Below are 25,372 nucleotides of genomic sequence, written 5' to 3'. Positions count from 1 at the left end.
TTTTCCATAGGTTGATTATTTCACTTAAAACAAGCGTTCGCCTATGATTTCCATTATTATTCCGGTTCTGAATGAAGGGGCTACATTACGTCAGGTAATTAAAACCATCAAAAAGACAACTAGAAAGATCGAGATCATTGTGGTAGATGACAACTCCAATGATAATTCCGTAGAGGAAGCCCTGAAGGAGAAAGTACGTGTTATTACCAGCAGTCAGCGAGGCAAGGGCATATCCATGCGGGAAGGCATGATGGCGGCCAAAAATGAAATTGTGATGTATGTGGATGGCGACATCCTCACTTATCCGGACAATATCGTAGAGCTGCTGACCGATCCTATTGCAGAAGAGAAAGCAGACTTTGTAAAATCCTATTTTGAGCGACAGGCAGGCAGAGTCACCCAGCTGGTGGCCAAACCCTTACTGAGTATTCTTTTCCCGGAACTGGCCAGCTTCAATCAGCCGCTCAGTGGGATGATCGCAGCCAGGAAATCCCTGTTGTCGCAGGTCCGTTTTGAAAATGATTACGGCGTTGACATCGGGTTACTGATAGACATGCACGTGATGGGCGCCCGTATTACTGAGGCGAATATCGGACGGGTGGAAAATGCCATGCAGACCTGGGAACAGTTGAGTAAGATGTCCAGGGAGGTATCCCGTACCATTCTCCGGAAGGCGGAAAATATTCCCCAGGAGAATCTGGAAACATTGGGTAAGATCAACATCATCAGAGAGCAGATGGAGTACTCCATCCTGGAGTCTATTGACAAGCTGCACAAGATGGTCATCTTTAACCTGGATGAAACCATCTTTGGGGAAGATTATCTCATGGCAGCCGCCAGGGAATTTGGGGTTGGCCATTCCTTACAACAGATCAGGGAGCATTTTACCGACCCGGCGATCATCCTGGAGCATACTGCTACACTATTCCAGAGCAGGAATCTGGCAGAATTGCTGGAGGTAGCGGATGCCATTCCGCTGGTGCCCGATATCAAGAGTGTGGTAAGAGAACTGAAAAAGCGGGGGTATACCTGCGGTGTTATTACCGATGGATTTGAGTGTGTGGCGCGCCATATTAAGAATAAGCTGGGGATGGATTTTGCTTTTGCAAACAAGCTGCACCTCTACAATAGTGTAGCCACCGGAGAGGTAACGATCCCCGAATATTTTCTGTGTCCGGATAAAAACATACCTTCACAGCCTGCAGTTTATTGTAAGAGCAATATATTAACCTATATTGCAGACAAATACCACGTCACGTCACAGAACATTATATATGTAGGCAGCGGTTCTGATGGCATACAACTACTCGAAGACGCAGGAATTGGTGTTGCATTTGATGCAGTAAGCCCCGACATAGAAAAAGTTGCCGATAAAATTATTCCCGGCCCATGGATGGAACCGTTGTTGCAGATAGCCCAGGCCAGTCCTGAGAAGTTTAAGCTCCGCTTACCGGCGATCAGCAAGAAACAGGCAAGACGGATAGGCGTAGGCAGTCTTATCGGATTAGCGTCCGCTGGATTGTTATACTTTGCGGCCAGGCAAATCAGTAAAAGCAAGAAACCAGTGGTTTCATAAAGATAGTCTCCTTGAAGCCCCTGTTTATTTACACTGGCGTTCCTTCTGTTGACAGGAGGGACGCTTTTTTTATGACACAAAAAATCCTGATCTGCCCTCCGCATTCGCACAGTGGCAGTGCCATGATTGTGCTTAACGGATTTGTAGATCAGGATCTTTAATATGATCGAACCGGCATCCCGGTTACGCTATTTCCTATTTGCTTTTCGCCAGTTTCGCTTCGATGCTCAGTGTAGCGTGTGGTACAGCACGCAGACGGGCTTTATCGATCAGCTTACCGGTGACACGGCAGATACCGTAGGTTTTGTTTTCGATACGCACGAGGGCTTTCTCCAGGTGGTCGATGAACTGGATCTGGCGGCTAGCCATCTGGTTGAGCTGTTCCCTTTCCTGGGAGCCGCTACCATCTTCCATGCTCATGTATTTGTTTTCAGTGTCATCAGTACCAGCTTCATCTTTGCGGGTGATGAGGCCTTGCAGGTATACCAGTTCCTTTTTAGCTGCTTCCAGCTTTTTCAGGATGAGGTCTTTAAATTCCTGCAGATCAGCGTCACTATAACGGTAAACAGGGCCCGCTGGTTGTTCCGGCTGGTCGAGAACAGATTTAGTGAACTCTGGCTGATAGGTGACCAATGTTGTTGCTTTGGTGCCTTTCTTATCATTTTTTTCAACACGTTCGGCAGGCTTTTCCGCTTTCGCTGGCGCTGCCTTTTCAGTTTTTTGCACCTTGTCCGCTGTTTTTTTAACGGTGTCCTTTGCAACACCTTTGTCTTTATCTTCTTTATTATTCTTTACTGGCATTATTACTTCTTTTTCTTCTGGCTTGGAAATTAGTTTGTCTTTATCTGCAGTAACGCTCGGCGTCACCACTTTCTTTGTATCAGGCACTTTCACGGAAGAAGCTGCAGGCTTAGCAGTAGCTGCTGCTTTCTTTACGGGTTGCACCGCCGGAGCTGCTATGGGTGCTTTCTTTACTACAGATTTACTCGACGAAGCCGTCTGGGAAACTGTTGATTTCTTGGCAACAACCTTTTCAGTTACAGTTGGTTTGACCTGTTTGGTAGCAACTTTGGGCGCAGAAGACTTGGCGGCCGGTTTCGCCGGAGCTGCTGCTTTCTTGGCTGTAGCAGACTTAACTGCCGCAGCTTTCTTTGCAGGTATAGCCTGCTTCGCCGGAGCTTTCTTGGCCGGTGTTGCTGCCTTTTGGGTCTTCTTAATAGCAACTTTCTTGCTTGTTGCCATGGGATTAGCTTTTTTTGTTAACTAATACGTTGAATGTCAAGTCATTTACTTCTATTTCAATACCTTCCTGTAATTCCGGCACTATTTCCAGACTATCTGCCAAAATTTCCGTGCAAATATAGTCATTATAGTTAATAATCGCCGATTTCAGGCTGTCTATTACTGCCACTTTTACGTGTATCCTGTCGGTCAATTCGAAGTCACTATCCTTCCTGATTTTCTGAATACGATTCACCAATTCGCGGGCATTTCCCTCATCCAACAGCTCTGGTGTAATAGTAATATCAAGCGCTACCGTAAGGGCGCCTTTATTTGCGACTGTCCAACCGGGAATATCTTCGGAGATGATCTCTACGTCTGATAACTGTATAGGTAGTTGTTCATCTTCAACCTGAAGGATAAATTCTCCACTACGTTCAAGGGATGCGATATCGGCTGCTGAGAATGCACTGATAGCTGCTGCCACGGCTTTCATCTTTGCCCCCATTTTTCCACCCAGGGACTTATAATTCGGCTTAATCTTTTTCTTTATGAAACCTTCCGTTTCTGTAAGATAGTCAATACCTTTCACATTCACCTCACTTTTTATCAGGTCCTCTATTTTTTCTATTTGATCCTTAATATGAGCATTTTGAACGGGTATTAATATCTTCTGTAACGGCTGACGCACCTTAATGTTCACTTTCTTCCTGAGAGACAACACCAGCGAAGATATATCCTGCGCCAGCTGCATTCTTTCCTCCAGGTCGGCGTCTACCGCTGTCGCTACCATCACAGGGAAATTCATATGGTGTATGGAAGCGTCCGCATGACGATTGCTCACACTATTAAGGTTGCCAAATAACCAATCTGCAAAGAACGGTGACACTGGCGCCATTAAACCGGCCAGCGTTTCCAGACATTCATACAAGGTCTGGTAAGCCGAGATCTTGTCATGAGCGTATTCTCCCTTCCAGAAACGGCGACGGCACAGGCGCACGTACCAGTTACTCAGGTGTTCGTCAACAAAAGTCTGTACAGCCCTGCCCGCCTGGGTAGGCTCATAATCATTAAAGTAACCTGTTACGTCTTTCACCAGTGTGTTCAGCAGGGAAATGATCCAGCGGTCTATCTCCGGACGATCTTTCAGCGGGATGTATGCTTCTTTGAAAGTAAACCTGTCCAGGTTGGCATACATTGCGAAGAAATTATACGTATTGTACAGGGTGGAGAACAGTTTACGCTGTACTTCACGGATGCCTTCAATATCAAATTTCATGCTATCCCATGGAGAAGCGTTGGTGACAAGGTACCACCGTGTTGCGTCCGCCCCAAATTGTTCCAGTGTAGCGAACGGATCCACAATATTCCCCAGACGCTTACTCATCTTAACACCATTCTTATCCAGCACCAGTCCATTTGATACGACCGTCTTATAAGCTACATTGTCAAATAGCATTGTTCCCAGGGCGTGCAGGGTATAGAACCAACCACGTGTCTGGTCAACACCTTCAGCAATGAAATCAGCCGGAAAGCCCTTCGCGAACTCTTCCTTATTCTCGAATGGGTAATGCCATTGTGCATAAGGCATCGCACCACTATCAAACCATACGTCTATCAGGTCCGATTCGCGGTGCATTAACTGGCCTTCATGATCAAAGATGACATTATCAACCATTGGTTTATGCAAATCGATGGTCTCTAATACATCTGCTGTTACTTCAACACAATATTCTTTTACGAAATCAGTCAGGTACCAGTTAGCTAACCCAAGATCAACCAACGTGATTTCCTCCTTTACAATCTTCTTTCTGATGGCATCGATATCAACCGTGAACATTTCCTGTTCAGTCTGATCTTTACCTTCATATTTAGCATTATGGGTAGCAATACGTTTGCTCAGTTCACTTCCTTCATTCAGCACATCTGCTTTAAATACATCCTTCTTATCGAAGAGAAGCGCTCCCTGCAACTCAGCTTTTGCACCCAGGCATTTCTGCACAATAGCCTCAGGATCGTTTGCATCCTTATTGGCAACTGTTCTCCATACTGGCAGTGGTGTACCCCAGAAACGGCTACGGCTGAGGTTCCAGTCAACCATATTCTCCAGCCAGTTACCAAAGCGGCCCGTACCGGTACTGGCAGGTTTCCAGTTGATGGTCTTGTTCAGTTCCACCATTTTCTCCTTAGCAGCAGTGGTACGGATGAACCAGGCATCCAGCGGATAATATAATACCGGCTTATCAGTACGCCAGCAATGTGGATAGGTGTGTTCGTATTTCTCTACTTTGAACGCCCGGTTTTCTTTCTTCAGCTTTACAGAGATGTCAACATCCACATCCTTATATTCCGGATCGCTCTTATAATTCTTTACATAGCGGCCACCAAATTCGCCTACTTCATCAAGGAATTTACCCTGACGATCTACCAAGGTCATGATGCCGATACCATATTTCTTTCCTACACGATAGTCATCTGCACCAAAAGCAGGCGCGGTATGCACAATACCAGTACCATCTTCCGTAGTAACAAAGTCGCCTAACAGTACACGGAACGGATCGCCTTCTTCCGGCTGCACATATGGTAACAATTGTTCATAGCGGATATTCTCCAGCTGGCTACCTCTGAAAACAGAGAGGATCTGCCATGGGATGATTTTATCTCCTTCTTTATAGGCAGCGAAATCGCCGTCTTCGCCTTCTTTCTTGAGATATTTGCCGATGAGGTCTTTCGCCATCACAACAAACACCGGTAAATGTGTGTAAGGGTTGAAAGTACGTATGAGTGCATATTCTATATTGGCACCTACCGTCAGGCCAAGATTGGAGGGCAGGGTCCATGGAGTAGTTGTCCACGCCATAAAGAATACTTCCGCTGTAGCGTCCACCTTTCTGGCAGCTTCAAAGAGGAAAGCAGACTTATCTGATTCCAGGGCTTTGAACATCGCTACCACGGTAGTGTCCTTCACCTCTTTATAACAACCAGGCATATTCAGCTCGTGGGAGCTGAGACCAGTACCAGCAGCTGGAGAGTACGGTTGGATACTGATACTCTTATATAACAAATCCTTTCTATGCAATTCTTTCAGACACCACCAGAGACTCTCTATATAATTATTGTCGAAAGTTATATATGGAGACTCCAGATCAACCCAATACCCCATCTTACGGGTCAGGTCATCCCATTTATCTTTGTATTTTAATACTTCTGCCCGACAGGCTTTATTATAATCCTCAATTGAAATCGTCTTACCAATCGCCTCTTTCGTGATACCGAGCATTTTTTCCACACCCAGTTCCACAGGTAATCCATGGGTATCCCAACCTCCTTTACGCTTTACCTGGAAACCGTTCATTGTCTTATAGCGGCACACCAGATCTTTCAGGGTACGGGAAATGACATGGTGAATACCAGGCATACCATTCGCACTAGGCGGACCTTCATAAAATACGAAAGGAGTAGCGCCTTCACGTAGGGACACGCTTTTTTCGAATGCCTGGATTTTTTCCCAGTGCGCCAATATGTCCTTTTCTATCTGCGGTAAATTCAGCTGGTTATATTCCTGATATTTGCTGGCCATAAAACAATTCTCCGCCCTTTGACGTTAATAAAATAGTTGATTAAAATTCTGCAAAGTTACGGATTTTAGAGCAGCCTTGAAAAAGGCGCGACCACTAAAAAACACAGATTTGCTTTAAATTGCGGTTTTTTTTTGTATTTTTACCGGGCATTAGTTCGTTGCTAGTCTTTTTGGCATTGTTTTGGTAACTACGACGGAAGAAATAAGTTGAAAAACTTAACCCAATTGAAAAACCATATCTGATTATTTATGAAAAAGTTAGTATTAATAATTTGTGTGGCAATCATATCTTCCGGCACAACTTTTGCACAAAAGAAATCAGCAAAAAAAACAAAGAAGGTAGTTGCTAAAGAGATTGTAGCTCCCGTAGCTGTAAAAGATGCATTTCAGCAGAACTTTTCAGGATCGGAAGCAAAGTGGTCAAAGAACTATAGCGGACATTGGGTCGCAAACTTTACAAAAGAAGATGTAAAGACTGCAGCTGAATATGACGCAGATGGTAAATGGGTAGCTACCCGTAGTTCATATGCAGGTGACAGGATACCAGAAACAGTATCCACTACACTGAAATCAAAATATCCAAGCGCCACTATAAAAGATGGCTGGAAAATTGAAAGATCAGATGTAGCTGCATATTATAAGGTTAATATTCAGGATAACGGTGTTGAGAAAGTGGTGTTGATTAACGAAAACGGAACCGTTACAGAATAATAACCACATTAATTAGTATTTCATAGGTATAGGGATAAATAGGACAGACCCTGCTCTTTTGGGCGGGGTTTTCTTTTTTTTACTAATCTGCACGACCTTCCCCCACAAGCTTCAATTGATCCTGTTTCCTGCTCTATCTTACTATTTCTAGTATTAACTCCTCTTCTATATAACTGGTAACTAACAAGTTGTCACTTTTTAATACATAATGTCATATCAAGCGACTATCTGACGTCCTGACTGCCAAACCAGACAATATATCTCCTCCTCCAGCTTGACTGAGTTCCCGGCATTCCCTATTGCAGATTGATTATCAATACTTCACGCTTTCCATCCATATTTTTTGACGGTTTTAATCCGGTCCGACTTCGCTTGAGATGGCCTTGCGATTCGGTGGAGACTATAGCCTATAGGCGCTCTAGTCCTGCATTACACCTGCTTTTGTATAGCGTTGGCTATAGAACAGTGCCTATAATGCTATAGTAGAGTGCCTATAGGCTATAGCCTCCACCGAATAGCTAAGACAGATCAAGCAAATCAGCACTTTTTGGGTGGCTTTAAGCCCCGGCTATAAACATGCACTCCCCAGGAGCAGAACAGTTGGATACGGTTTCCCGTTCGATCTGAATCCGTTTCAAACAGGTACAAGCTTCGTTTCTCCTATGTCCATCTTACGTTCATCCTAGGTCTTTGAACGTAAGATGAACCTAAGATAGACATAGGAGAAACATTGTTTGAGCGAATCTGAAACGGAATCTGAACAAGACTTAACTGAAGTTTGAATGGGTTTATTGCAGGAAGAAACTCATCTTCTATAAAACACAAACCGTCCCGTTTGAGACGGGACGGCTTTATGTAATTACGGTAGAAAGCTTACCTGGCAAAAACTGCACTTTCCAAAAGGTCAAAATTGGTGTCGATAAGGTGCAAAAAATTAATGGCTTTACTCATTTTTGCCCAGTAAGCTCTCCCCATGGTCAAATCTGATAAGGAAGCTTATAAGGAAGATCAGGATAAATATCTGCCGATCGTGATACAAAGAAACATCAATATTCCGGGGACCATTTCTGTATTCGGGAAAACATTTGATCAAATCGGGAAAAGTATCTGCAGCGGGAAAGCCAACATTTACCAATAACTAAAAATCAACACATTACACTTTAATCAACAGGATTTTAAACAGTCGGATGTCTATACAGACATTCCCTTCAAAAAAAAATCCCGCTCTGTTTAGAGCGGGACCATTATATGATAAGTTTTTGAATCTTAATAATTGATTTCCAACTACCTCAGTAACAATTCACAAGGTTTCAAACCGGTATGTTTCTTAAACGCCGTAGAGAAATGGGAAATACAGGAATATCCCATCAGGATAGCCACTTCGGAAACTGACATGCCCCTTTCGTACAACAGATTTTTAGCCTTTTCCATCCTTTCCTTCTGGAAATAATCATAGATGGTGGTGCCATACATCGCTTTGAAACCTTTCTTCAGGTAACATTCGTTCATAGCAACACGGCGGGCCAGATCACGGATGGTGATAGGAGCGTCCAATTGTTCCAATAATATGTCCCTGGCTTTTTCTATCTTTTCGCGATCTTCCAGTTGTGTCAGGAAGCGACAACCAAAACGGTCGTCGGTATCATTCTGGACAAACTGGTCTGAACTGAAGAGGAGTAATTCCAGCGCCTTGCTCTGGAGGAAGATGTTTTTGAGGGCGCCATCATAGTTATGATGGACCATTTGCTCCAACACTTCTTTGGATTTGGTACTGGGCTGGATCGTTTTAACAAAAGGCTTGCGGGACTGCATGTCGAAAAGGGTGGAACTGGTAGCCCCTTTCTGCAGTGATTGTATGAAGGAAGGCTGGAAACGGACAGTGATCATATCGATGGAAGGAGACTTCTGCAAACAGTTGTCTTTATGCCCATCCACACATACACGGTCAGTACAACCCGGATTCTGGCAATATTTGTTGCCCGCCACGCAATAGCGTAATTCGATAGCAGCAGTCTGCCCTCTTTTAGCCGGTTGATATACCACCATCGCCACATCCTCTACCGGCAACGGACGATCATACGTAAACCGCTGCAAAGCAAAATCCAGGCAGTCCGGCACCGTAACGGCGTCGTCTTCTGCCAATTGCAGCTGATCGCTCATAGCGGGCTGCCGGATGGCCAATGATAATATGTCCTGTACCTCTTTCACGCCATTCATTTTGTTAAATCCGTGACAAAAATAGTCATTCAAAATTTATTCAGAAACGTTTTGACATTCAGGTTACAAACGGAAAGTGCCTGAAAAGTGTAGGATTTACATCTAATTTAATGAAAAATAATTACTTATCATTCATTGACAAGTTTCAATATTTTTTCAGGCAAGGACAAGCAGGTACCTTCTTTACAGGATTGGGCAATTTACTATAGGGACTATTGGTATGAATTTCGTTTAATTGTATATGATGCAGAAAAGACCATTCTTTCTACGGATCTGGAAAAAGGTACTCCTTTCCATAATTATATTAATACTATTGGTGCTTGGTGCAGCATGGTACATCGGTCAGCGCTGGAACAAACAGATCCAGTGGCAGCTGAAGGCTTATATCCAGGATATGTCGGATAGCCTGTATACACTGCGTTATGCAGACCTCAGCCTGAACCCCATTACCGGTAGTCTTACGCTGGAAAAAGTAAGCCTGATAAGAGATCCGGATGTATATAAACGCCTCCAGGATGAGCAAAGAGCCCCCAAGCTGATCTACAGCTTTACGGCAGATCAGGTATCCCTCAGTTACTTCAGGGTGTGGCGTTATTTTATGAAGAAGGAGTTTAATGCGGGTTCCCTGGTGCTGAGCAATCCGGTGATTATGCTGGAAATGAATCTGCGGAACAGAGATACCACCGCCCGGAAGAACGCTTACCAGAATATTTCTTCAAAAATAAGATCACTCTATCTCGGCACCCTTCAGCTGAATAACACCAATCTCAGATATACGGTCATAAAAAAGGATAGTGGCCTGATAATGACCCACCTGGAAAAACTGCATATACAGGTAAAAGACTTTCTCATCGATTCCGTGGCGCTGGAAGACCCGACCCGTTTCCTCTATGCCCGGAACTACGAATTCGGCCTGAAGGAATACCGGTACCGCACACCGGACAGTCTTTACTGGATGCATGTGCAGGACGTACACTACAGTGCTGAGGAACAAACGCTGCGGATCGGGCAGTTTGCAGTCGAACCCCGGTACCCCAGGGCGGAGTTTGATCGCCGTTCCAAAACCCAGCAAGACCGCTTTGATGTAAAACTGAACAACATAGAACTGGCCCGGTTGCAACCACGTATGCTGCTGGAGCATCAGGTCATATGGGCAGATAAGCTGACCATCAATACCGGCAACCTTGACATCTACCATAATCGGAAATTGCCGGAAGCACCGGGCAACAAACTGGGGAAATACCCCAACCAACTGTTCAAAAAAATGGCGATACCTATATATATAGACAGCCTGATAGGAAAGAAAACAGATATTTCCTATACAGAGATCAATCCGAAATCGGACGAAGCGGGTAAACTTAACATTAACCAGGTGCATGGCATATTCCGCAATGTGACGAATATAGACAGCATGATCGCCCAAAACAGCCACATCACCGCCGATCTTAACGCTATTCTCATGAATAGCGGGAAACTGAAGGCGCATTTCGACTTCTCCATGAAAGATACCCTTGGTGTATTCGGGGTCTCGGGACAGGTAAAAAGCATGGACGGGAAAGACCTGAATCCGGTATTAAAGCCATTGGCTATGGTACAGGTAAAATCCTGCGACATAGAAGACCTGACCTTCAGCATGACCGGCAATGAACGCAGGGCTTCCGGTCATGTAAAATTTATTTACAGCAACCTGAAAGTGAATATTCTGAAAAAAGAAGAGGGTACGCATGAGTTTAAAAGAAAAGGGCTGATGAGCTTTTTCGCTAACGTGCTGATCATCAAAGACAGCAATCCTGCCGATGGAGAAACCAGGCTGGCGCACCCTCACTACGAGAGGGACATCAAAAAGTCGTTTTTCAACCTGGTCTGGAAAACCTTATTTACCGGCATAAAAGAGACCGCTCTGGGCAAAAATCCCCCCATCTGAGATATGTGGATATCAACGATTCAAAAAGCACCTTTTAAATATGGAAATAAGGCCCAATTTTCGTATTTTTGCACAATTCACGAGAATCCAATTCTAAACAGACTTTACACCCAAATATGAGCGAAGAAATAGCGCAAATAACTACGCCTGCACAAGGAGGATATGACGCGGACAGTATACAGGTACTTGAGGGACTCGAAGCCGTGCGTAAACGCCCGGCGATGTACATTGGTGACATCGGTATAAAAGGACTTCACCACCTGGTATATGAAGTGGTTGACAACTCCATAGATGAGGCGCTGGCCGGTTATTGTAAAAATATTGAAGTAACGATCTGCGAGGACAACTCCATCCGCGTTGTGGATGATGGTCGTGGTATTCCTACAGGTATGAACACCAAGGAAGGCCGTTCCGCCCTGGAGGTGGTAATGACCGTACTGCACGCAGGTGGTAAATTTGACAAGAATACATATAAAGTGTCCGGCGGTTTGCATGGGGTGGGTGTGAGTTGCGTAAACGCACTCAGTTCCCTGTTACATGTAACCGTACGCCGTGAAGGAAAACTGTTCGAACAGGAATATCAGCGTGGTATTCCGCAGTACTCCGTACGTGAGATCGGTATTTCCGACGATACCGGTACCACCGTTCATTTTAAACCGGACGGCGAGATCTTTAAAGATACCACCTATAACCGCGAGATCCTTGCAGGCCGTCTGCGTGAACTGGCTTACCTGAACCGTAAGATCAGGATCATCCTGACTGACGAACGTGAGAAAGACGAGGCAGGTAACTCCATATCAGAGACTTTCTATAGCGAAGGCGGTATCATCGAATTCGTACAGATGCTCGACCGTAGTGGCCGTCGTAACGGACTGCTGCCCGATCCGATCTTCATCGAGACACACGATGCGTCCAGCAATGTAGCGGTGGAAGTAGCTGTGATCTACAATGACTCTTTCAGTGAGAATATCTTCTCCTACGTTAATAATATCAATACCATTGAAGGTGGTACACACGTAGCCGGTTTCCGCCGCGCTATTACCCGTGTGTTCAAAAGCTATGGTGATAAGAATAAACTGTTCGAGAAGACTAAAATCGAAGTGACCGGGGATGACTTCCGTGAAGGTCTGAGCGCTATCATCAGCGTGAAAGTGCCGGAACCACAGTTCGAAGGACAGACTAAGACCAAACTGGGTAACTCCGATGTAATGGGTGTGGTGGACAGCTCGGTAGCAGCCGTACTGGATGCTTACCTGGAAGAACACCCCCGTGAAGCCAAGATCATCATCAACAAGGTGGTACTGGCGGCACAGGCCCGTGAAGCAGCCCGTAAGGCGCGTCAGATGGTACAGCGTAAGAGCGTACTGAGTGGTAGCGGATTACCAGGTAAACTGGCCGACTGCTCTGAAAACGATCCTGAAAAGTGTGAACTATACCTCGTTGAGGGTGACTCCGCGGGTGGTACAGCAAAACAAGGCCGTAACCGTAGCTTCCAGGCTATCCTGCCGCTGAGGGGTAAGATCCTCAACGTGGAAAAAGCCATGGAGCATAAGATATATGAGAACGAGGAGATCAAAAACATCTTTACTGCCCTTGGGGTGACCATTGGTACAGAAGAAGATGATAAAGCCCTCAACCTCTCCAAACTGCGCTATCATAAGCTGATCATCATGACGGATGCTGACGTGGACGGTAGCCACATTGCCACGCTGATCCTGACCTTTATATTCCGTTATATGAAGGCAATGGTGGAACAGGGTTATGTTTACATTGCCCAGCCGCCACTGTACCTGGTGAAAAAGGCCAAGGAACAGATCTACGCATGGACGGAGGAAGACCGTAAGGCAGCTATCCAGAAAATAGCCAACGGTAAGGAAGACAGCGTAACTATCCAGCGTTATAAAGGTCTTGGAGAGATGAACGCAGAACAGCTGTGGGAAACTACCATGAACCCTGATAACCGTACCTTAAAACAGGTAACTATTGAAAGCGCTGCAGAAGCAGACCGCGTGTTCAGTATGCTGATGGGCGATGAGGTACCTCCAAGAAGGGAATTCATCGAATCTCACGCTAAATATGCGAAGATCGACGCATAATTTCAATCAATAACATGAGTGCAGGTACAATAACTGCTCCTCCATAAATAGCTTAAAAGCTGCGGAAAACACCTCCGCAGCTTTTTTATTTTCAACTCATGCCCGGACAATCAGGTCAGTTTAGTGCGTTAACACCTACATCCTGGTATTTAATTCCCGATTTCTGATTTTTTTATGTCTTTCATTTCCAGACACTTCTCTATTTATTGTCTCATAGCTGTTAAAAAACTTATAAATATTTTATTTAATTCATGAGAAAGTAACTAATTTGCACTCCTATTTATCACTATACCTGAAGAAATTACCTATCCTATGAAACTCAATTCCCTCCTGGGATTCCTGTGTCTGTGTCTGGTCGCTTTCACGTCTTGTGACAAGGAAGAAGTAGCTAAGGCATCCGGATCCTGCTCTTTTAAATTCGACGGTAAATCCTTCTCTGCAAACACCTCTTATGGAGAAGCTTTCGACACCACCGGAATAGGTAAGAAAGTCCTGCTCATACAGGGATTAACCGGCACCCTGAACAGTGCGATCGCACTGATGATAGTTTTCCCCGACACATTGAAGACTGGTACCTATACAGCAGCGGAACATGCAAATATCGTGTTCACAAATTCTGTATCAGGTGCCGAGGCTTTTGAAAGTACAAGCGCTACAATAAAGATTACAAGCATAAATAGTAAGTATGCCGAAGGCACATTCGACGGCATTTTAAACAATGGTGAAACAGAAAAGCCATTAACGGACGGAACGTTTAAAGTAAACATTAATTGATCATCGTTTTTTTTGAAATCTTTTTCCATCGTGTCCCGCCTCTCAAGGCGGGACTTTTTTTTGGTTAATATCCGTCTATAGATAGTCAAGAATCATAAAAAGTTAGCCCCCTTCCGCTATTACATTTGGGTACACATCATTTTTAGTCATTTGCGCAGATGACGGGATAAGTTATTTAGAGAGGGGAATTCACAAAAAACCAATATCTAATCTCGTTGTATGAAAAGAAACTTATTTAACCTGCTGGCATTGCTGGCGGGACTACTGGCCTATTCCTCAATAAATGCACAGTCGAGGGGAATAGACGGGACAGTGACGGATGAAAAGAAACAACCAGTCAGTTTTGCCTCAGTCATTATTAAAGGCAGCTCTAAAGGGACAAGCACCGCACAGGACGGATCATTTAAACTAGAAGTAGCCCCGGGAGCAATACTGCTTATACGTGCAGTAGGGTACACAATTAAAGAGATCCCTGTGGGCAATGAGCAACATTTTAACATCACACTCACAGAGAATGCCAGCGACCTGAATGAGGTGGTAGTAACTGCATTGGGCGTCAAAAAAGAAAAAAGGAACCTCACCTTCAGTGCACAGGAAGTAAAGAGCGATGAGATACTGCGGGCGAAAGAGCCGAATGTACTGAACGCGCTTACCGGTAAAGTAGCCGGTGTGCAGATCACCAGTTCTTCCGGTATGCCCGGTAGCTCTGCACGTATCGTGATACGTGGTATTACTTCCATCTCCGGCGAAAACCAGGCATTGATCGTAATGGATGGTGTGCCCATCAACAATGATGAAAGCGGAAGCACTTACAATGGTGGTCCGGGTAGCAACAGGCTGGCTGATATAGACCCTGCTACCATCGAAAATATCAACGTGCTGAAAGGCGCTGCTGCCACCGCTTTATATGGTTCTGCCGGTGCACGCGGCGTAGTGCTGATCACCACCAAAAAGGGAGCAGCAGGCCGTAAACCAGTAGTGTCATTATCCTCCGGTCTTTCTTTTGAAAATACCATCTTCCCTGACAGGCAATATACCTACGCACAAGGCGATCAGGGCAACTACATCGATGGCGTGACCAGGAAGGCCAGCACCTCCTGGGGACCACGTATCGACACCTTAACTGCCAACGGACAAAAAGTTCAGGCACATAATCCGCTGAAAGAATTTTTCCGCACAGGCGTTACCTCCAACAGTACTGTCAGTGTAGCAGGCGGAAGTGCTACTTCTAATTATTTCATGTCCTATTCTTACTTCGATCAGAAAGGCACCATACCCAAAACATCTTATGCCCGTCATAATGTATTCACCAAGTACAGTACACAGATACTGGACAAGCTGAATGCTACATTTCAATTGACCTACAGCACTGCGAAGAATAATAAAATGCCTGAAGGATATGGACTGGAAACGCCGCTGTGGACTATATTCACTGCACCTGTGTCCTACGATCTGAAACCATATCTCAATCCTGATGGCTCACAGCGCTTATACCGCAACAGCCGTAATAACCCGTACTGGGTATTGGACAATGTGTTGAATGCTACTACAGTGAACAGATTCCTCCCGGTAGTTACTTTTGTATACACTCCCTTTGACTGGTTATCTGTTACAGAAAGAGCAGGCGCTGATATTTATGCAGATCAGCAGAGCTATCACGTGAACATGAAAGATATTACCTACAGCACTGGTCTGACTTATAGCAACAACAAAAACTTCAGGCAGTTCAACCATGACTTCATTGTGCAACTGAAGAAACAGTTCGGGGCAAAAACCAATGCCAGCCTGCTGTTGGGAAACAACGTCTATTCTGAGCACAGTGACTACATGACCGCACTGGGACTTGGTCTTGCAAAAGCAGGTTACTACAATATGGCGAGCGCATCATCTGTAACTTATACGGAATCAACAACCCTGCGCAGGAAAGTCGGTTTTTACGCACAGGCGGAAGTAGATTATAACCGCTTACTCGTCCTGGCACTTACAGGAAGATATGACGGAAGCTCCGTATTATCTTCAGAAAATACTTATTACCCATACGGTTCAATAGCTGGCGGATTTATCTTCTCAGAGTTATTCCATGATAAGCTGAAAGAAGTCATCCCATTTGGTAAAATAAGAGCATCATATGCCTCTGTGGGTAATGATAACGTAAAGCCATACGCCACTACCACTCCTTATTACCAGGCGATCATTTATGGTGATGTGAGCAGTAACCTGACATTCCCTTATAATGGACAGAACGGTTTCCTGGTCAGCTCTTCACTAGGCAATCCTAATCTGAAAAATGAATTACAGAAAGAACTGGAGCTGGGATTGGAAATGAAATTTTTGAATAACAGGATAGGTCTGGAGGCTTCTTATTTTGACAGGCGTATGTCGCAGGGTATAGTAGAAAACATCTCACTGGCTAATTCCACAGGATACGCCAGCACTACTATCAATTCTGCAAAGATGTCTACAAAGGGTGTTGAGGTATTATTAACCCTTAGTCCCGTAAGAACAAAGGATTTCAACTGGGATGTAACAGTGAACTACACTAAGCTTAATCAAAAGGTGGAACACATAGGCGGTGGACTGACACAAACAAGTATAGGAAGTATCTACGCGAAAGAAGGACAACCATGGGGCCTTATCTATGGCACCAAATACGCACGTACAGCTGATGGTCAGTTACGTATCAATGACGCAGGTTTACCTTATGCTTCCGGCGATTTCGATGTAGTGGGCAATATTACTCCGGACTGGATAGGAGGTATTACAAATCAGTTCCGTTACAAACAATTCGGTCTGAGCTTCTTCTTTGATACAAAACAAGGCGGGGATGTGCTGAACTCTGATGATGGTTATGGCTTGTATTATGGCACATCTGTCGCTACTGCAAAAAGGGAAAACAGGGTAGTACCCGGTGTCAGCGATGTAACAGGTGCCCCTAATAAAGTATCTGTCACAGGGCAAAGCTACTTCCAGCAGATCAGCGGTATCACAGAAGCGGTGATACAAAATGCATCTTATATCAAACTGCGTAACGTAAGTCTTTCTTACACGCTCGCCAAAGGCAGCAGCAGACTACCTTTCAGAGATGCGTCTATTGTATTAACAGGCCGCAACCTGTGGATACATAAAGATGCCAGCTTCAGCGGCGGTGATCCGGAAGTGAATTCATGGGGCGCTGCCAACGGCGGATTAGGCGTCTATACGTTCTCAGCTCCTACTTCCCGTTCCTTCGACTGTACGTTAAAATTCACCTTCTAGTAAATCATCGTTATATGAAAAGATCGTTCATCATCATATCCATGCTGGCGGCTATAACACTGTCAGGATGCAAGAAATACCTCGATGTCAATCAGAATTCAAATGTACCTTCAGATGTATCTGAAAACCTGTTACTGGCTCCGTTGGAAGCAGGTGTTTCACAATATATAGCAGCAGGTAATGCGGCCAGTCTTGTGAATCAATGGATGCAGAACTGCGTACCTAATCAGCCTTTACCGAATACGGTCAACTACATGGTGACAAGCTCCACGTTTGATGACTTCTGGAACTCACACTATGTAGTATTGCTGAACAACCTGAACATACTCGATAAACAGGCAACAGCGAATGGCAATACAATGTATGCAGGCATTGCGAAAGTGCTGACAGCCTATACCCTCGGTTCGGCTACAGATCTGTGGGGAGATATACCATACTCCCAGGCATTCACCGGAACAAGCAATACAACACCCGCCTATGACAAACAGGAAGACATTTATAAAAGCATACAGTCATTGCTGGATGAAGCCATCACACAACTGAACTCAGCTACAGGCGCTACTCCCCGTGCGGATGATTATTACTATGCAGGAGATATGAGTAAATGGGTAAAGATGGCTTATACACTGAAGGCGCGTTATTACATGCACCTTACAAAAGCCCCGGGGTATGATGCAACGGCGCAGGCCAATCTTGCACTGACTGCATTATCCAACGGAATGAGCAGTAACGATGATGATTGTGCATTCACCTATAATGGCACTTCCACTTCTTCCAATGCCTGGTATCTGCACTTCTATAATACATCTACCCTTGTACTTTCTTCACACTATGTAGATTCGCTGGCAAAACATAATGATCCGCGTTTGCCTTATCTCGCAAGCAAAGCAGAGAATACAGGTTTATACACAGGCAATGTGATCGGGTCAGGTGCAGGCAATTTGAAAGACTTCTCAGTAGCAGGTAGTTTTTATGGCAATATTTCATCCAAGGTATATATAGTGAATGCTGCAGAAGCACTGTTCCTGAAAGCAGAGGCCACTTATATTACTGCCGGCTATGCTGCTGCGCAGCCAGTATTCCGGCAGGCAGTTGCAGGCAACCTGTTGAAACTGGGGATTGACACTGCCGGTGCTGCAGCACAGGCCTATTTATCAAAAAGAGGTGTATTAACTGCAGGCAATGCATTGCAGCTGATCATCGAAGAAAAGAACACGGCTAATTTCTTTTCCCTCGAAAACTATGTAGACTGGCGTCGTACAGGCTATCCCGCAATAACGATGATAGCCAACAACCAGGTAACAAGTTTACCCCGCAGGTTCCTGTATCCATTGAATGAGATCACAGCCAATCCACAGGAACTGCAGAAAGCAAAACTGACTGATAAAGTATGGTGGGATAATTAAACATCACTATAAAAAAGTAAAGGGAGCCGCATGAAGCAGGCTCCCTTTTTATTTATGCTACAGGTTATTATTTGATAAAGAAGACAGCTCTTACTTCAGCGCGTACTTTTATCTTTTTGAAAGATGAAGCATCTGCTGATTCAGCGTTAGCGGAACGTGCAAAGGAATTGGCAAATACAGCCGGAGGAACATCTGAATAGTTATCAGTATTGATCTCCTGCACTTCCAGTACACCATCAATAGTATTGCCGATAGCTTCCAGCATATAAGTTGCTTTTGCTTTTGCAGCCTGTAATGCTTTAGTCTTTACCTGCTTGCGGTAATCTTCCATTTTGCTGTGTGTATAGCTGCTGATATTTACACTTTCAATACCTTCTGCATCTACTGCACCCAGAATATCATTTACTTTATCGAGGTTGCTGAGTTTAAGACGATACTGTTTACGCGCCATGAAATCAGGATCTTTCTTCTTTTTGCTCCACCAATTGTCATAGTTGGTACCAAATACATTGGCAATGGTCAGATCTGATGCAGGTATACCGGCCTCTTTCACCGCTTTCTGCAGCTGAACTTCCAGTGTATTCATTTCTACTTTTGTCGTCTTATTTTTGAACTCACGCAGTGCGATATCGAGATAGATCTCATCTGGTGTGATCTCTATTTCTGCGGAGCCTGTTACTTCGATCTTTTTAACGGGAGGTTTATTGTCTGTTTGCTGCGCCTGACTTAATGATGCCACGAATAATCCTGCCAGTAAAAACATTACCTTTTTCATACTGTTGTAATTTGAGTGTTAATTGAATAATTATAGTTTCCGTTGTTTGGCTATATGATGCTACTACATATATTGATTCCATAAAGGGGGCAAAAATATTTTCCCAGTATACCAACCTACAATACTTTACGAATAAAGATATATGGGGCGCTAACCTCAAACGTTTCAGGCCTGTATATGTTACACAGATTATTTTTTTTATTTTACTGGCAGCAATAATCCTATGACAAGAGTATTACCGCTTCTAACAGGATTATTATGGCTGTTATTATCCAACTTATCATTATTCGCCCAGTTACAAACTCCCTATATATTGAATGGTGCAGCCACCCAGCGGACATGTAACTGTTATGTGCTAACTGAAGATGTGACCAACACGAGCGGTACTGTATGGAATAAAAACAAGATCAGCCTGAATAATTCTTTTGATTATTACTTTGATGTAAATCTTGGCTGCAAGGACGATGCCGGTGCAGATGGGATTGGCTTTATCCTCCAGACACAGGGAACCAATATTGGGACAACGGGTCAGGGAATGGGGTTTCAGAATATCACGCCTTCTCTTGGCGTCCTGATAGATACGTGGGAGAACCTGTCGGATGGGGATCCTAACTATGATCACGTGTCTATTCAGGTTAACGGCGATATATCTCATGTCAGCTCCAATAACCTGGCAGGCCCGGTCACAGCGCTGGACGGTAACGGGAACATCGAAGACTGTAACTGGCATATTTTCAGGATCAAATGGGATGCGGTGACCAAACTGCTGGAAGTAAGCATTGATGGCGTATTACGTGTTTCTGTACAAAAAGATTTCGTAACTGATATATTTGGCGGAGACCCGATGGTATACTGGGGTTTTGGTTCAGCCACCGGTGGAAGCTCCAACCTGCAGCAATTCTGTGCTGCCCTCCGGCCTCAGTTACGATTTGATAATAACCAGTTATTCTGTGATGGTTCTCCTATTGTATTTGGTGATGATTCCAAATCATTTGGCACCATTACCCGCCGCCTATGGGACTTTGGCGATGGCACTACCTCTGCCGTTGCTGATCCACCACCACATCTGTATGCCAAAGCAGGTGAATATGAAGTCCGGTTAATAATTGAAGATAACAGTGGCTGCATCTCTGATACCATGAAGCAGGAGGTAATCATCGGTTCTTATCCTGTAACTGACTTTACCGCTGATCTGCTATGTACAGGCCGTCCTGTTGCTGTTACCAATAAAACAACACTGGCTGTAGGCACTATCCGGCAATGGGCCTGGGACTTCGGTAACGGGCAGACATCTGACGCGCAAAACCCTTCTATAACATATACTGACACAGGTAGCTACAGGATAAAGCTACAGGCTACATCCGCACAGGGTTGCAGTGACAGCATTCAAAAGACGATGGAAGTATATCCTACACCCCGTGTCAGCGCCACCGGTGAGAATGCCTGTATTGGACAGCCCATCAGTTTTACCGGCACAGATCAAACACCATTGATTCCATTATCGCAATGGTATTGGGACTTAGGTAACGGTCAGCAGCAAACCGGCCAGGAGATCAGCTACATTTATCCGGCGGGAGGCACTTACCAGGCAACCTTACGCGCTATAAGCACAGATGGTTGTTTTTCCGATACATCTATTGTATCTGTTAATGTTACCGACATCAATCTGTTTGCAGGCAATGACACTATCGCCGCCCGCGACCAGCCATTACAGCTGAATGCTCAGACCAGCGGGAGCGGTCTTCAGTTTACATGGTCGCCCACCACAGGACTGACAGACCCCGGCATAGCTGATCCCGTCGCTTATCTTCAGCAGGACCAGGTCTATCATCTTACGGTGACATCTTCAGAAGGTTGTATTGAAATAGACACCCTAAACGTGAAAGTTTATGCCGGTCCGGAGTTCTATATTCCCACAGCATTTTCGCCCAATAATGACGGCCGTAATGATGTTTTCCGGGCTATTTCACCAGGCGTAGCACAGCTGGATTTTTTCTGTGTATGGAACAGATGGGGCCAGGAAGTATTCAGGACACAATCCCTTTCTGCCACCTGGGACGGTAGTTTTAAAGGAACTCCCATGCCTGCAGGCACATATGTCTGGATGATACAGGGAATAGATTATAAGGGAGGATTATTCAACAGAAAAGGAACCGTAACAATAGTCAGATAATATCGCGATAAGCTCCGTCAGGAGCGCTGTGTTTGTAGCCCGGGGTGATAACCCCGGGGGGGCGGGTGCAACCGGGGGCGGGTGCAACCGGGGGCGGGTGCAACCGGGGGAACGATAACCCGGGGCATTACCCATTACCCCGGGTGTTCCGTATATATGTTTGCAGCGGTGTCGTACCCACGTGTTTAGCACACGTGTTTCTAATCCGCATTAATTCCTCGCATCTTCCATCGCCTTCAGGAAATCATACAGGTCGCTCATTGACCGTATACGATCTGCCACCAGCATAAAATTCTTTCCTACCTGCTTCAGTTTCGCATTATTCACTCTTGTTTGCAGATAAGTGAGGATATGATTAAAGGTTGGTGATTCGAAGTATGGAGAATCCGGGTTGTTGATGAAATAACAACGCAGGGTTTCGTCTTTCAGCATCATCTTTTCAAAGCCCAGTTTGATCGCCATCCAGCGGCAACGGATCATACAGAGCAGATCCTTTACAGGTTCAGGTAAAGGTCCGAAACGGTCTACCAGTTCTGCTTCAAAGGCCTGGAGCTTGCTTTCCAGGGTGATATTATCCAGTTCCTGGTAAAGGTTCAGACGTTCCTGTATGCTTTCGACATAACTATCAGGGATCAGTATTTCGAGATCAGTATCGATGGTACAGTCACTTACGAAATCCTTCTTTTCTTCCAGTTGTTCCTTGAAGAGATCACGGAATTCATTCTGCTTCAGTTCGCGGATAGCTTCATCCAGGATCTTCTGGTACATGTCAAACCCAATCTCTGCCATAAAACCACTCTGTTCACCACCCAGCAGGTTACCGGCGCCACGGATATCCAGGTCACGCATCGCAATCTGGAAGCCGCTACCCAGCTCACTGTGTTGCTCCAGTGTCTGCAGCCTTTTACGGCTATCGGCAGGCAGCGTGCTCACAGGAGGTGCCAACAGATAACAGAAAGCCTTTTTATTGCTGCGTCCTACACGGCCGCGCAACTGGTGCAGGTCACTTAAGCCGAAGTGGTGGGCATTATTGATGATGATGGTATTTGCATTTGGAATGTCCACACCGCTCTCCACGATGTTGGTACATACCAGTACGTCATATTTCCTGTCAATGAAATCGAGGATCACTTCTTCCAGCTGATGCCCTTCCATTTGTCCATGTGCAGTGGCAACAGAAAGATCAGGGCACAGGCCTTTTATGAGGCTGCTCATTTCACCCAGTCCTTTCACCCTGTTGTATACGAAGTACACCTGGCCGCCACGTTCTGTTTCATAATAGATCGCATCACGGATCAGGTCATGATCAAATACATGTACTTCCGTTTCTATCGGCTGCCTGTTAGGCGGTGGGGTATTGATTACAGACAAGTCCCTGGCGCCCATCAGTGAGAATTGCAGCGTTCTTGGGATGGGTGTTGCTGTTAGTGTCAGTGTATCCACATTCACTTTCAGCTGTTTCAGTTTCTCCTTGGCAGATACGCCGAATTTCTGTTCTTCATCCACTACCAGCACACCGAGGTCTTTGAATTTTACTTCTTTTCCCAGGAGTGCATGCGTACCGATGATGATATCTATCTTTCCTTCTGCGAGTTTCTGAAGCGTTTCTTTTTTCTCTTTTGAAGACTTAAAACGGTTCAGGTAATCTACAGTACAAGGGAAGTCTTTCAGACGGTCTGCAAAGGTCTTATAGTGCTGGAATGCCAGGATAGTAGTGGGTACCAGTACAGCAGCCTGTTTACCATCCACGATGGATTTAAAGGCCGCGCGGATGGCAATCTCTGTTTTACCAAAACCTACGTCACCACACACAAGGCGGTCCATCGGAGAAGGAGATTCCATGTCCCTTTTCACATCGGCAGTAGCCTTGCTCTGGTCAGGCGTATCTTCATACAGGAAGGACGCTTCCAGCTCCGTTTGCAGGTAGGTATCCATCGTATGGGCAAACCCTTGCTGGGCTTTACGGACAGCATAAAGTTTGATCAGGTCTTTCGCGATATCTTTTACCTGGGTTTTAGCCTTTTCCTTCAGCTTGTCCCATGCATCGCTACCCAGTTTATTCACACGTGGTTCCACGCCTTCCTTACCTGAGTATTTACTGATCTTGTGCAGGGAGTTAATGTTTACGTACAAGAGGTCATTGTTCTTGTAAATAATACGGATAGCTTCCTGCATCTTACCACCTACCTCGATCTTCTGTAAGCCGCTGTAAGTACCAACACCATGATCTATATGCGTCACAAAATCACCCGGCTGCAGTTCACGCAGGGTTTTCATGGTGATCGCTTTATTCTTGTTATATGCCTGCTTTACCTTGTATTTATGGTAACGCTGGAAGATCTGGTGATCGGTATAACATACCAGTTTCAGTGTATGGTCTATAAAACCATGACTGACAGGAGATGGGATAGGATAGAATGTAAAGTCTGCCTTCAGATCTTCGAAGATGCTGCGCAGCCTTTCCAGCTGGCGGGCATTCTCAGCGAAGATGAAGAGTGTATACTTATTCTTATTGTGCGCATCCAGGTCTTTGATCAGCATATCAAACTGCCTGTTAAAGACAGGTTGCTCCTGCGTTTCAAAGTTGAGCGGTGTAAAGGAACGGTTTGTCTCTTCCCACCACTGGCGGTTGCTGAACACGACGCAATGCCGGCGTAAAAGCTCCTGCATCAGCGGATGCGCTTTTACGAAATCAGTTTCTGCCAGCTCCATCTTATCGTCGTCACCTACCTTCACAGACTGACCGGTTTGCAGGAATGCATCCAGCTTTTCTTCCAGCTGCAGCACGACATCCTGTATATAACCGGGGTCTTTCATCCAAACGATGGTATTTTCCGGAAGGAATTCCAGCAGAGAGGTTTTCTGATGGTTCAGGCCCTGCGTATCCATATTGGCGATGAGGGTTACCTGTGTCAGCTTGCGTTCACTCAGCTGTGTTTCCGGATCAAAGAGACGAATGGAATCAATATCTTCACCGAACAGTTCAACGCGGTAAGGCTTCTCATTGCCGAAGGAATAGATATCGAGGATACCACCGCGAACGGCGTATTGCCCCGGCTCATACACAAAGTCGGTATATTCAAAACCCCAGCTGACAAGTTTCTCCAACAGCTCATCCACTTTAAGCACGTCCCCGACTTTCAGCTGTACCATATTGTTGCTGAAGGCCACGGAGGCGGCCACCTTTTCCCAGAGTGCTTCCGGATAGGTAACCAGGATCTTTTTATGTATAGCCGGTCCGGAAAACTTCATGAGCGCTTCAGTACGCAGCATACTATGACTGCTGTTGATCTCATTAAAGTAACCGGTTTTTTTGAAGGAGTCCGGGAAATAAAAGATATCCAGCGCCTGACTTAACGACTCAAGGTCATTATGGAAATAGGCAGCCTCTTCTTTATCGTTAAGAATAAAAAGATGGTTAACGGAATTAGCCAGCTCCCACGCTCCCGCTGCTATAAATGTGGTGGCACTTCCGGTTAGTCCTGTTAATTGAAAATACTGTGGATCGGACAAATGTATCCCTTTCACCAGCTGTTGCAGGCGGGAATCTCGCTGGTACAGTTGTAAAACAGCCTGTATATTCATGAGGGTTGCAAAGATACGGAATTACTGCATTTTTTCATCGCCGCTCATACCCCTGAAAGCCAACGGGCTATGGACAATT

The 25,372-nt window shown here is 45.2% G+C and carries 13 protein-coding genes; 8 read left to right on the top strand and 5 right to left on the bottom strand.

The window, feature by feature from the left end:
* Nucleotides 1-43 precede the first annotated feature (43 nt).
* Nucleotides 44-1,576 carry a glycosyltransferase gene (locus F3I09_RS07475; RefSeq protein WP_149694412.1) on the top strand — a complete coding sequence of 511 codons (1,533 nt, stop codon included), beginning with the start codon at nucleotides 44-46 and terminating at the stop codon, nucleotides 1,574-1,576.
* A 195-nt stretch (nucleotides 1,577-1,771) separates the two neighbouring features.
* Here F3I09_RS07475 and F3I09_RS07470 read toward each other — a convergent pair whose 3' ends face one another.
* Nucleotides 1,772-2,818 (bottom strand): TraR/DksA C4-type zinc finger protein, encoded by a 1,047-nt coding sequence (locus tag F3I09_RS07470; RefSeq protein WP_149694411.1) that lies wholly within the window; start codon nucleotides 2,816-2,818, stop codon nucleotides 1,772-1,774.
* Between the two features lie 4 nt (nucleotides 2,819-2,822).
* Nucleotides 2,823-6,377, bottom strand: a complete 3,555-nt coding sequence (gene ileS, locus F3I09_RS07465; protein WP_149694410.1) for an isoleucine--tRNA ligase — start codon at nucleotides 6,375-6,377, stop codon at nucleotides 2,823-2,825.
* A gap of 249 nt (nucleotides 6,378-6,626) precedes the next feature.
* Between ileS and F3I09_RS07460 the strand changes: the two genes are divergently transcribed.
* Nucleotides 6,627-7,088 (top strand): PepSY-like domain-containing protein, encoded by a 462-nt coding sequence (locus tag F3I09_RS07460; protein ID WP_149694409.1) that lies wholly within the window; start codon nucleotides 6,627-6,629, stop codon nucleotides 7,086-7,088.
* A 1,284-nt stretch (nucleotides 7,089-8,372) separates the two neighbouring features.
* Here F3I09_RS07460 and F3I09_RS07455 read toward each other — a convergent pair.
* Nucleotides 8,373-9,296, bottom strand: a complete 924-nt coding sequence (locus F3I09_RS07455) for an AraC family transcriptional regulator (protein WP_188133719.1) — start codon at nucleotides 9,294-9,296, stop codon at nucleotides 8,373-8,375.
* Nucleotides 9,297-9,549: 253 nt separating this feature from the next.
* Here F3I09_RS07455 and F3I09_RS07450 point away from each other — a divergent pair, with 253 nt between their 5' ends.
* The 5 genes from F3I09_RS07450 (at nucleotide 9,550) to F3I09_RS07430 (ending at nucleotide 18,760) form a co-directional block, all read left to right on the top strand.
* Nucleotides 9,550-11,229: a hypothetical protein gene (locus F3I09_RS07450; RefSeq protein ID WP_149694407.1), complete on the top strand. Its 1,680-nt coding sequence runs from the start codon at nucleotides 9,550-9,552 to the stop codon at nucleotides 11,227-11,229.
* Nucleotides 11,230-11,345: 116 nt separating this feature from the next.
* Nucleotides 11,346-13,325: a DNA topoisomerase (ATP-hydrolyzing) subunit B gene (gyrB, locus tag F3I09_RS07445; RefSeq protein ID WP_149694406.1), complete on the top strand. Its 1,980-nt coding sequence runs from the start codon at nucleotides 11,346-11,348 to the stop codon at nucleotides 13,323-13,325.
* 312 nt (nucleotides 13,326-13,637) lie between these two features.
* Nucleotides 13,638-14,099, top strand: a complete 462-nt coding sequence (locus F3I09_RS07440; RefSeq protein WP_149694405.1) for a hypothetical protein — start codon at nucleotides 13,638-13,640, stop codon at nucleotides 14,097-14,099.
* A gap of 219 nt (nucleotides 14,100-14,318) precedes the next feature.
* A complete protein-coding gene (locus F3I09_RS07435; RefSeq protein WP_149694404.1) occupies nucleotides 14,319-17,354 on the top strand; it encodes a SusC/RagA family TonB-linked outer membrane protein in 3,036 nt (1,011 codons plus the stop codon).
* Nucleotides 17,355-17,368: 14 nt separating this feature from the next.
* Nucleotides 17,369-18,760, top strand: coding sequence for a SusD/RagB family nutrient-binding outer membrane lipoprotein (locus F3I09_RS07430; RefSeq protein WP_149694403.1), 1,392 nt, complete (start codon nucleotides 17,369-17,371; stop codon nucleotides 18,758-18,760).
* Between the two features lie 67 nt (nucleotides 18,761-18,827).
* Here the strand turns inward: F3I09_RS07430 and F3I09_RS07425 are convergent, their stop codons facing one another.
* Nucleotides 18,828-19,535, bottom strand: a complete 708-nt coding sequence (locus F3I09_RS07425) for an SIMPL domain-containing protein (protein ID WP_149694402.1) — start codon at nucleotides 19,533-19,535, stop codon at nucleotides 18,828-18,830.
* A 223-nt stretch (nucleotides 19,536-19,758) separates the two neighbouring features.
* On the opposite strand from F3I09_RS07425, the gene F3I09_RS07420 reads away from it, so the two are divergent.
* The gene (locus F3I09_RS07420) at nucleotides 19,759-21,708 is read left to right on the top strand and encodes a PKD domain-containing protein (RefSeq protein WP_149694401.1); all 1,950 of its coding nucleotides are present in this window, start codon (nucleotides 19,759-19,761) and stop codon (nucleotides 21,706-21,708) included.
* A gap of 210 nt (nucleotides 21,709-21,918) precedes the next feature.
* Here F3I09_RS07420 and mfd read toward each other — a convergent pair whose 3' ends face one another.
* Nucleotides 21,919-25,293 (bottom strand): transcription-repair coupling factor, encoded by a 3,375-nt coding sequence (gene mfd / locus F3I09_RS07415; RefSeq protein WP_149694400.1) that lies wholly within the window; start codon nucleotides 25,291-25,293, stop codon nucleotides 21,919-21,921.
* Nucleotides 25,294-25,372 lie beyond the last annotated feature (79 nt).

This window comes from Chitinophaga sp. CF418 (genome assembly GCF_900142925.1).
GTDB lineage: Bacteria > Bacteroidota > Bacteroidia > Chitinophagales > Chitinophagaceae > Chitinophaga.
This window is presented reverse-complemented; position numbering and strand designations above follow the sequence as displayed.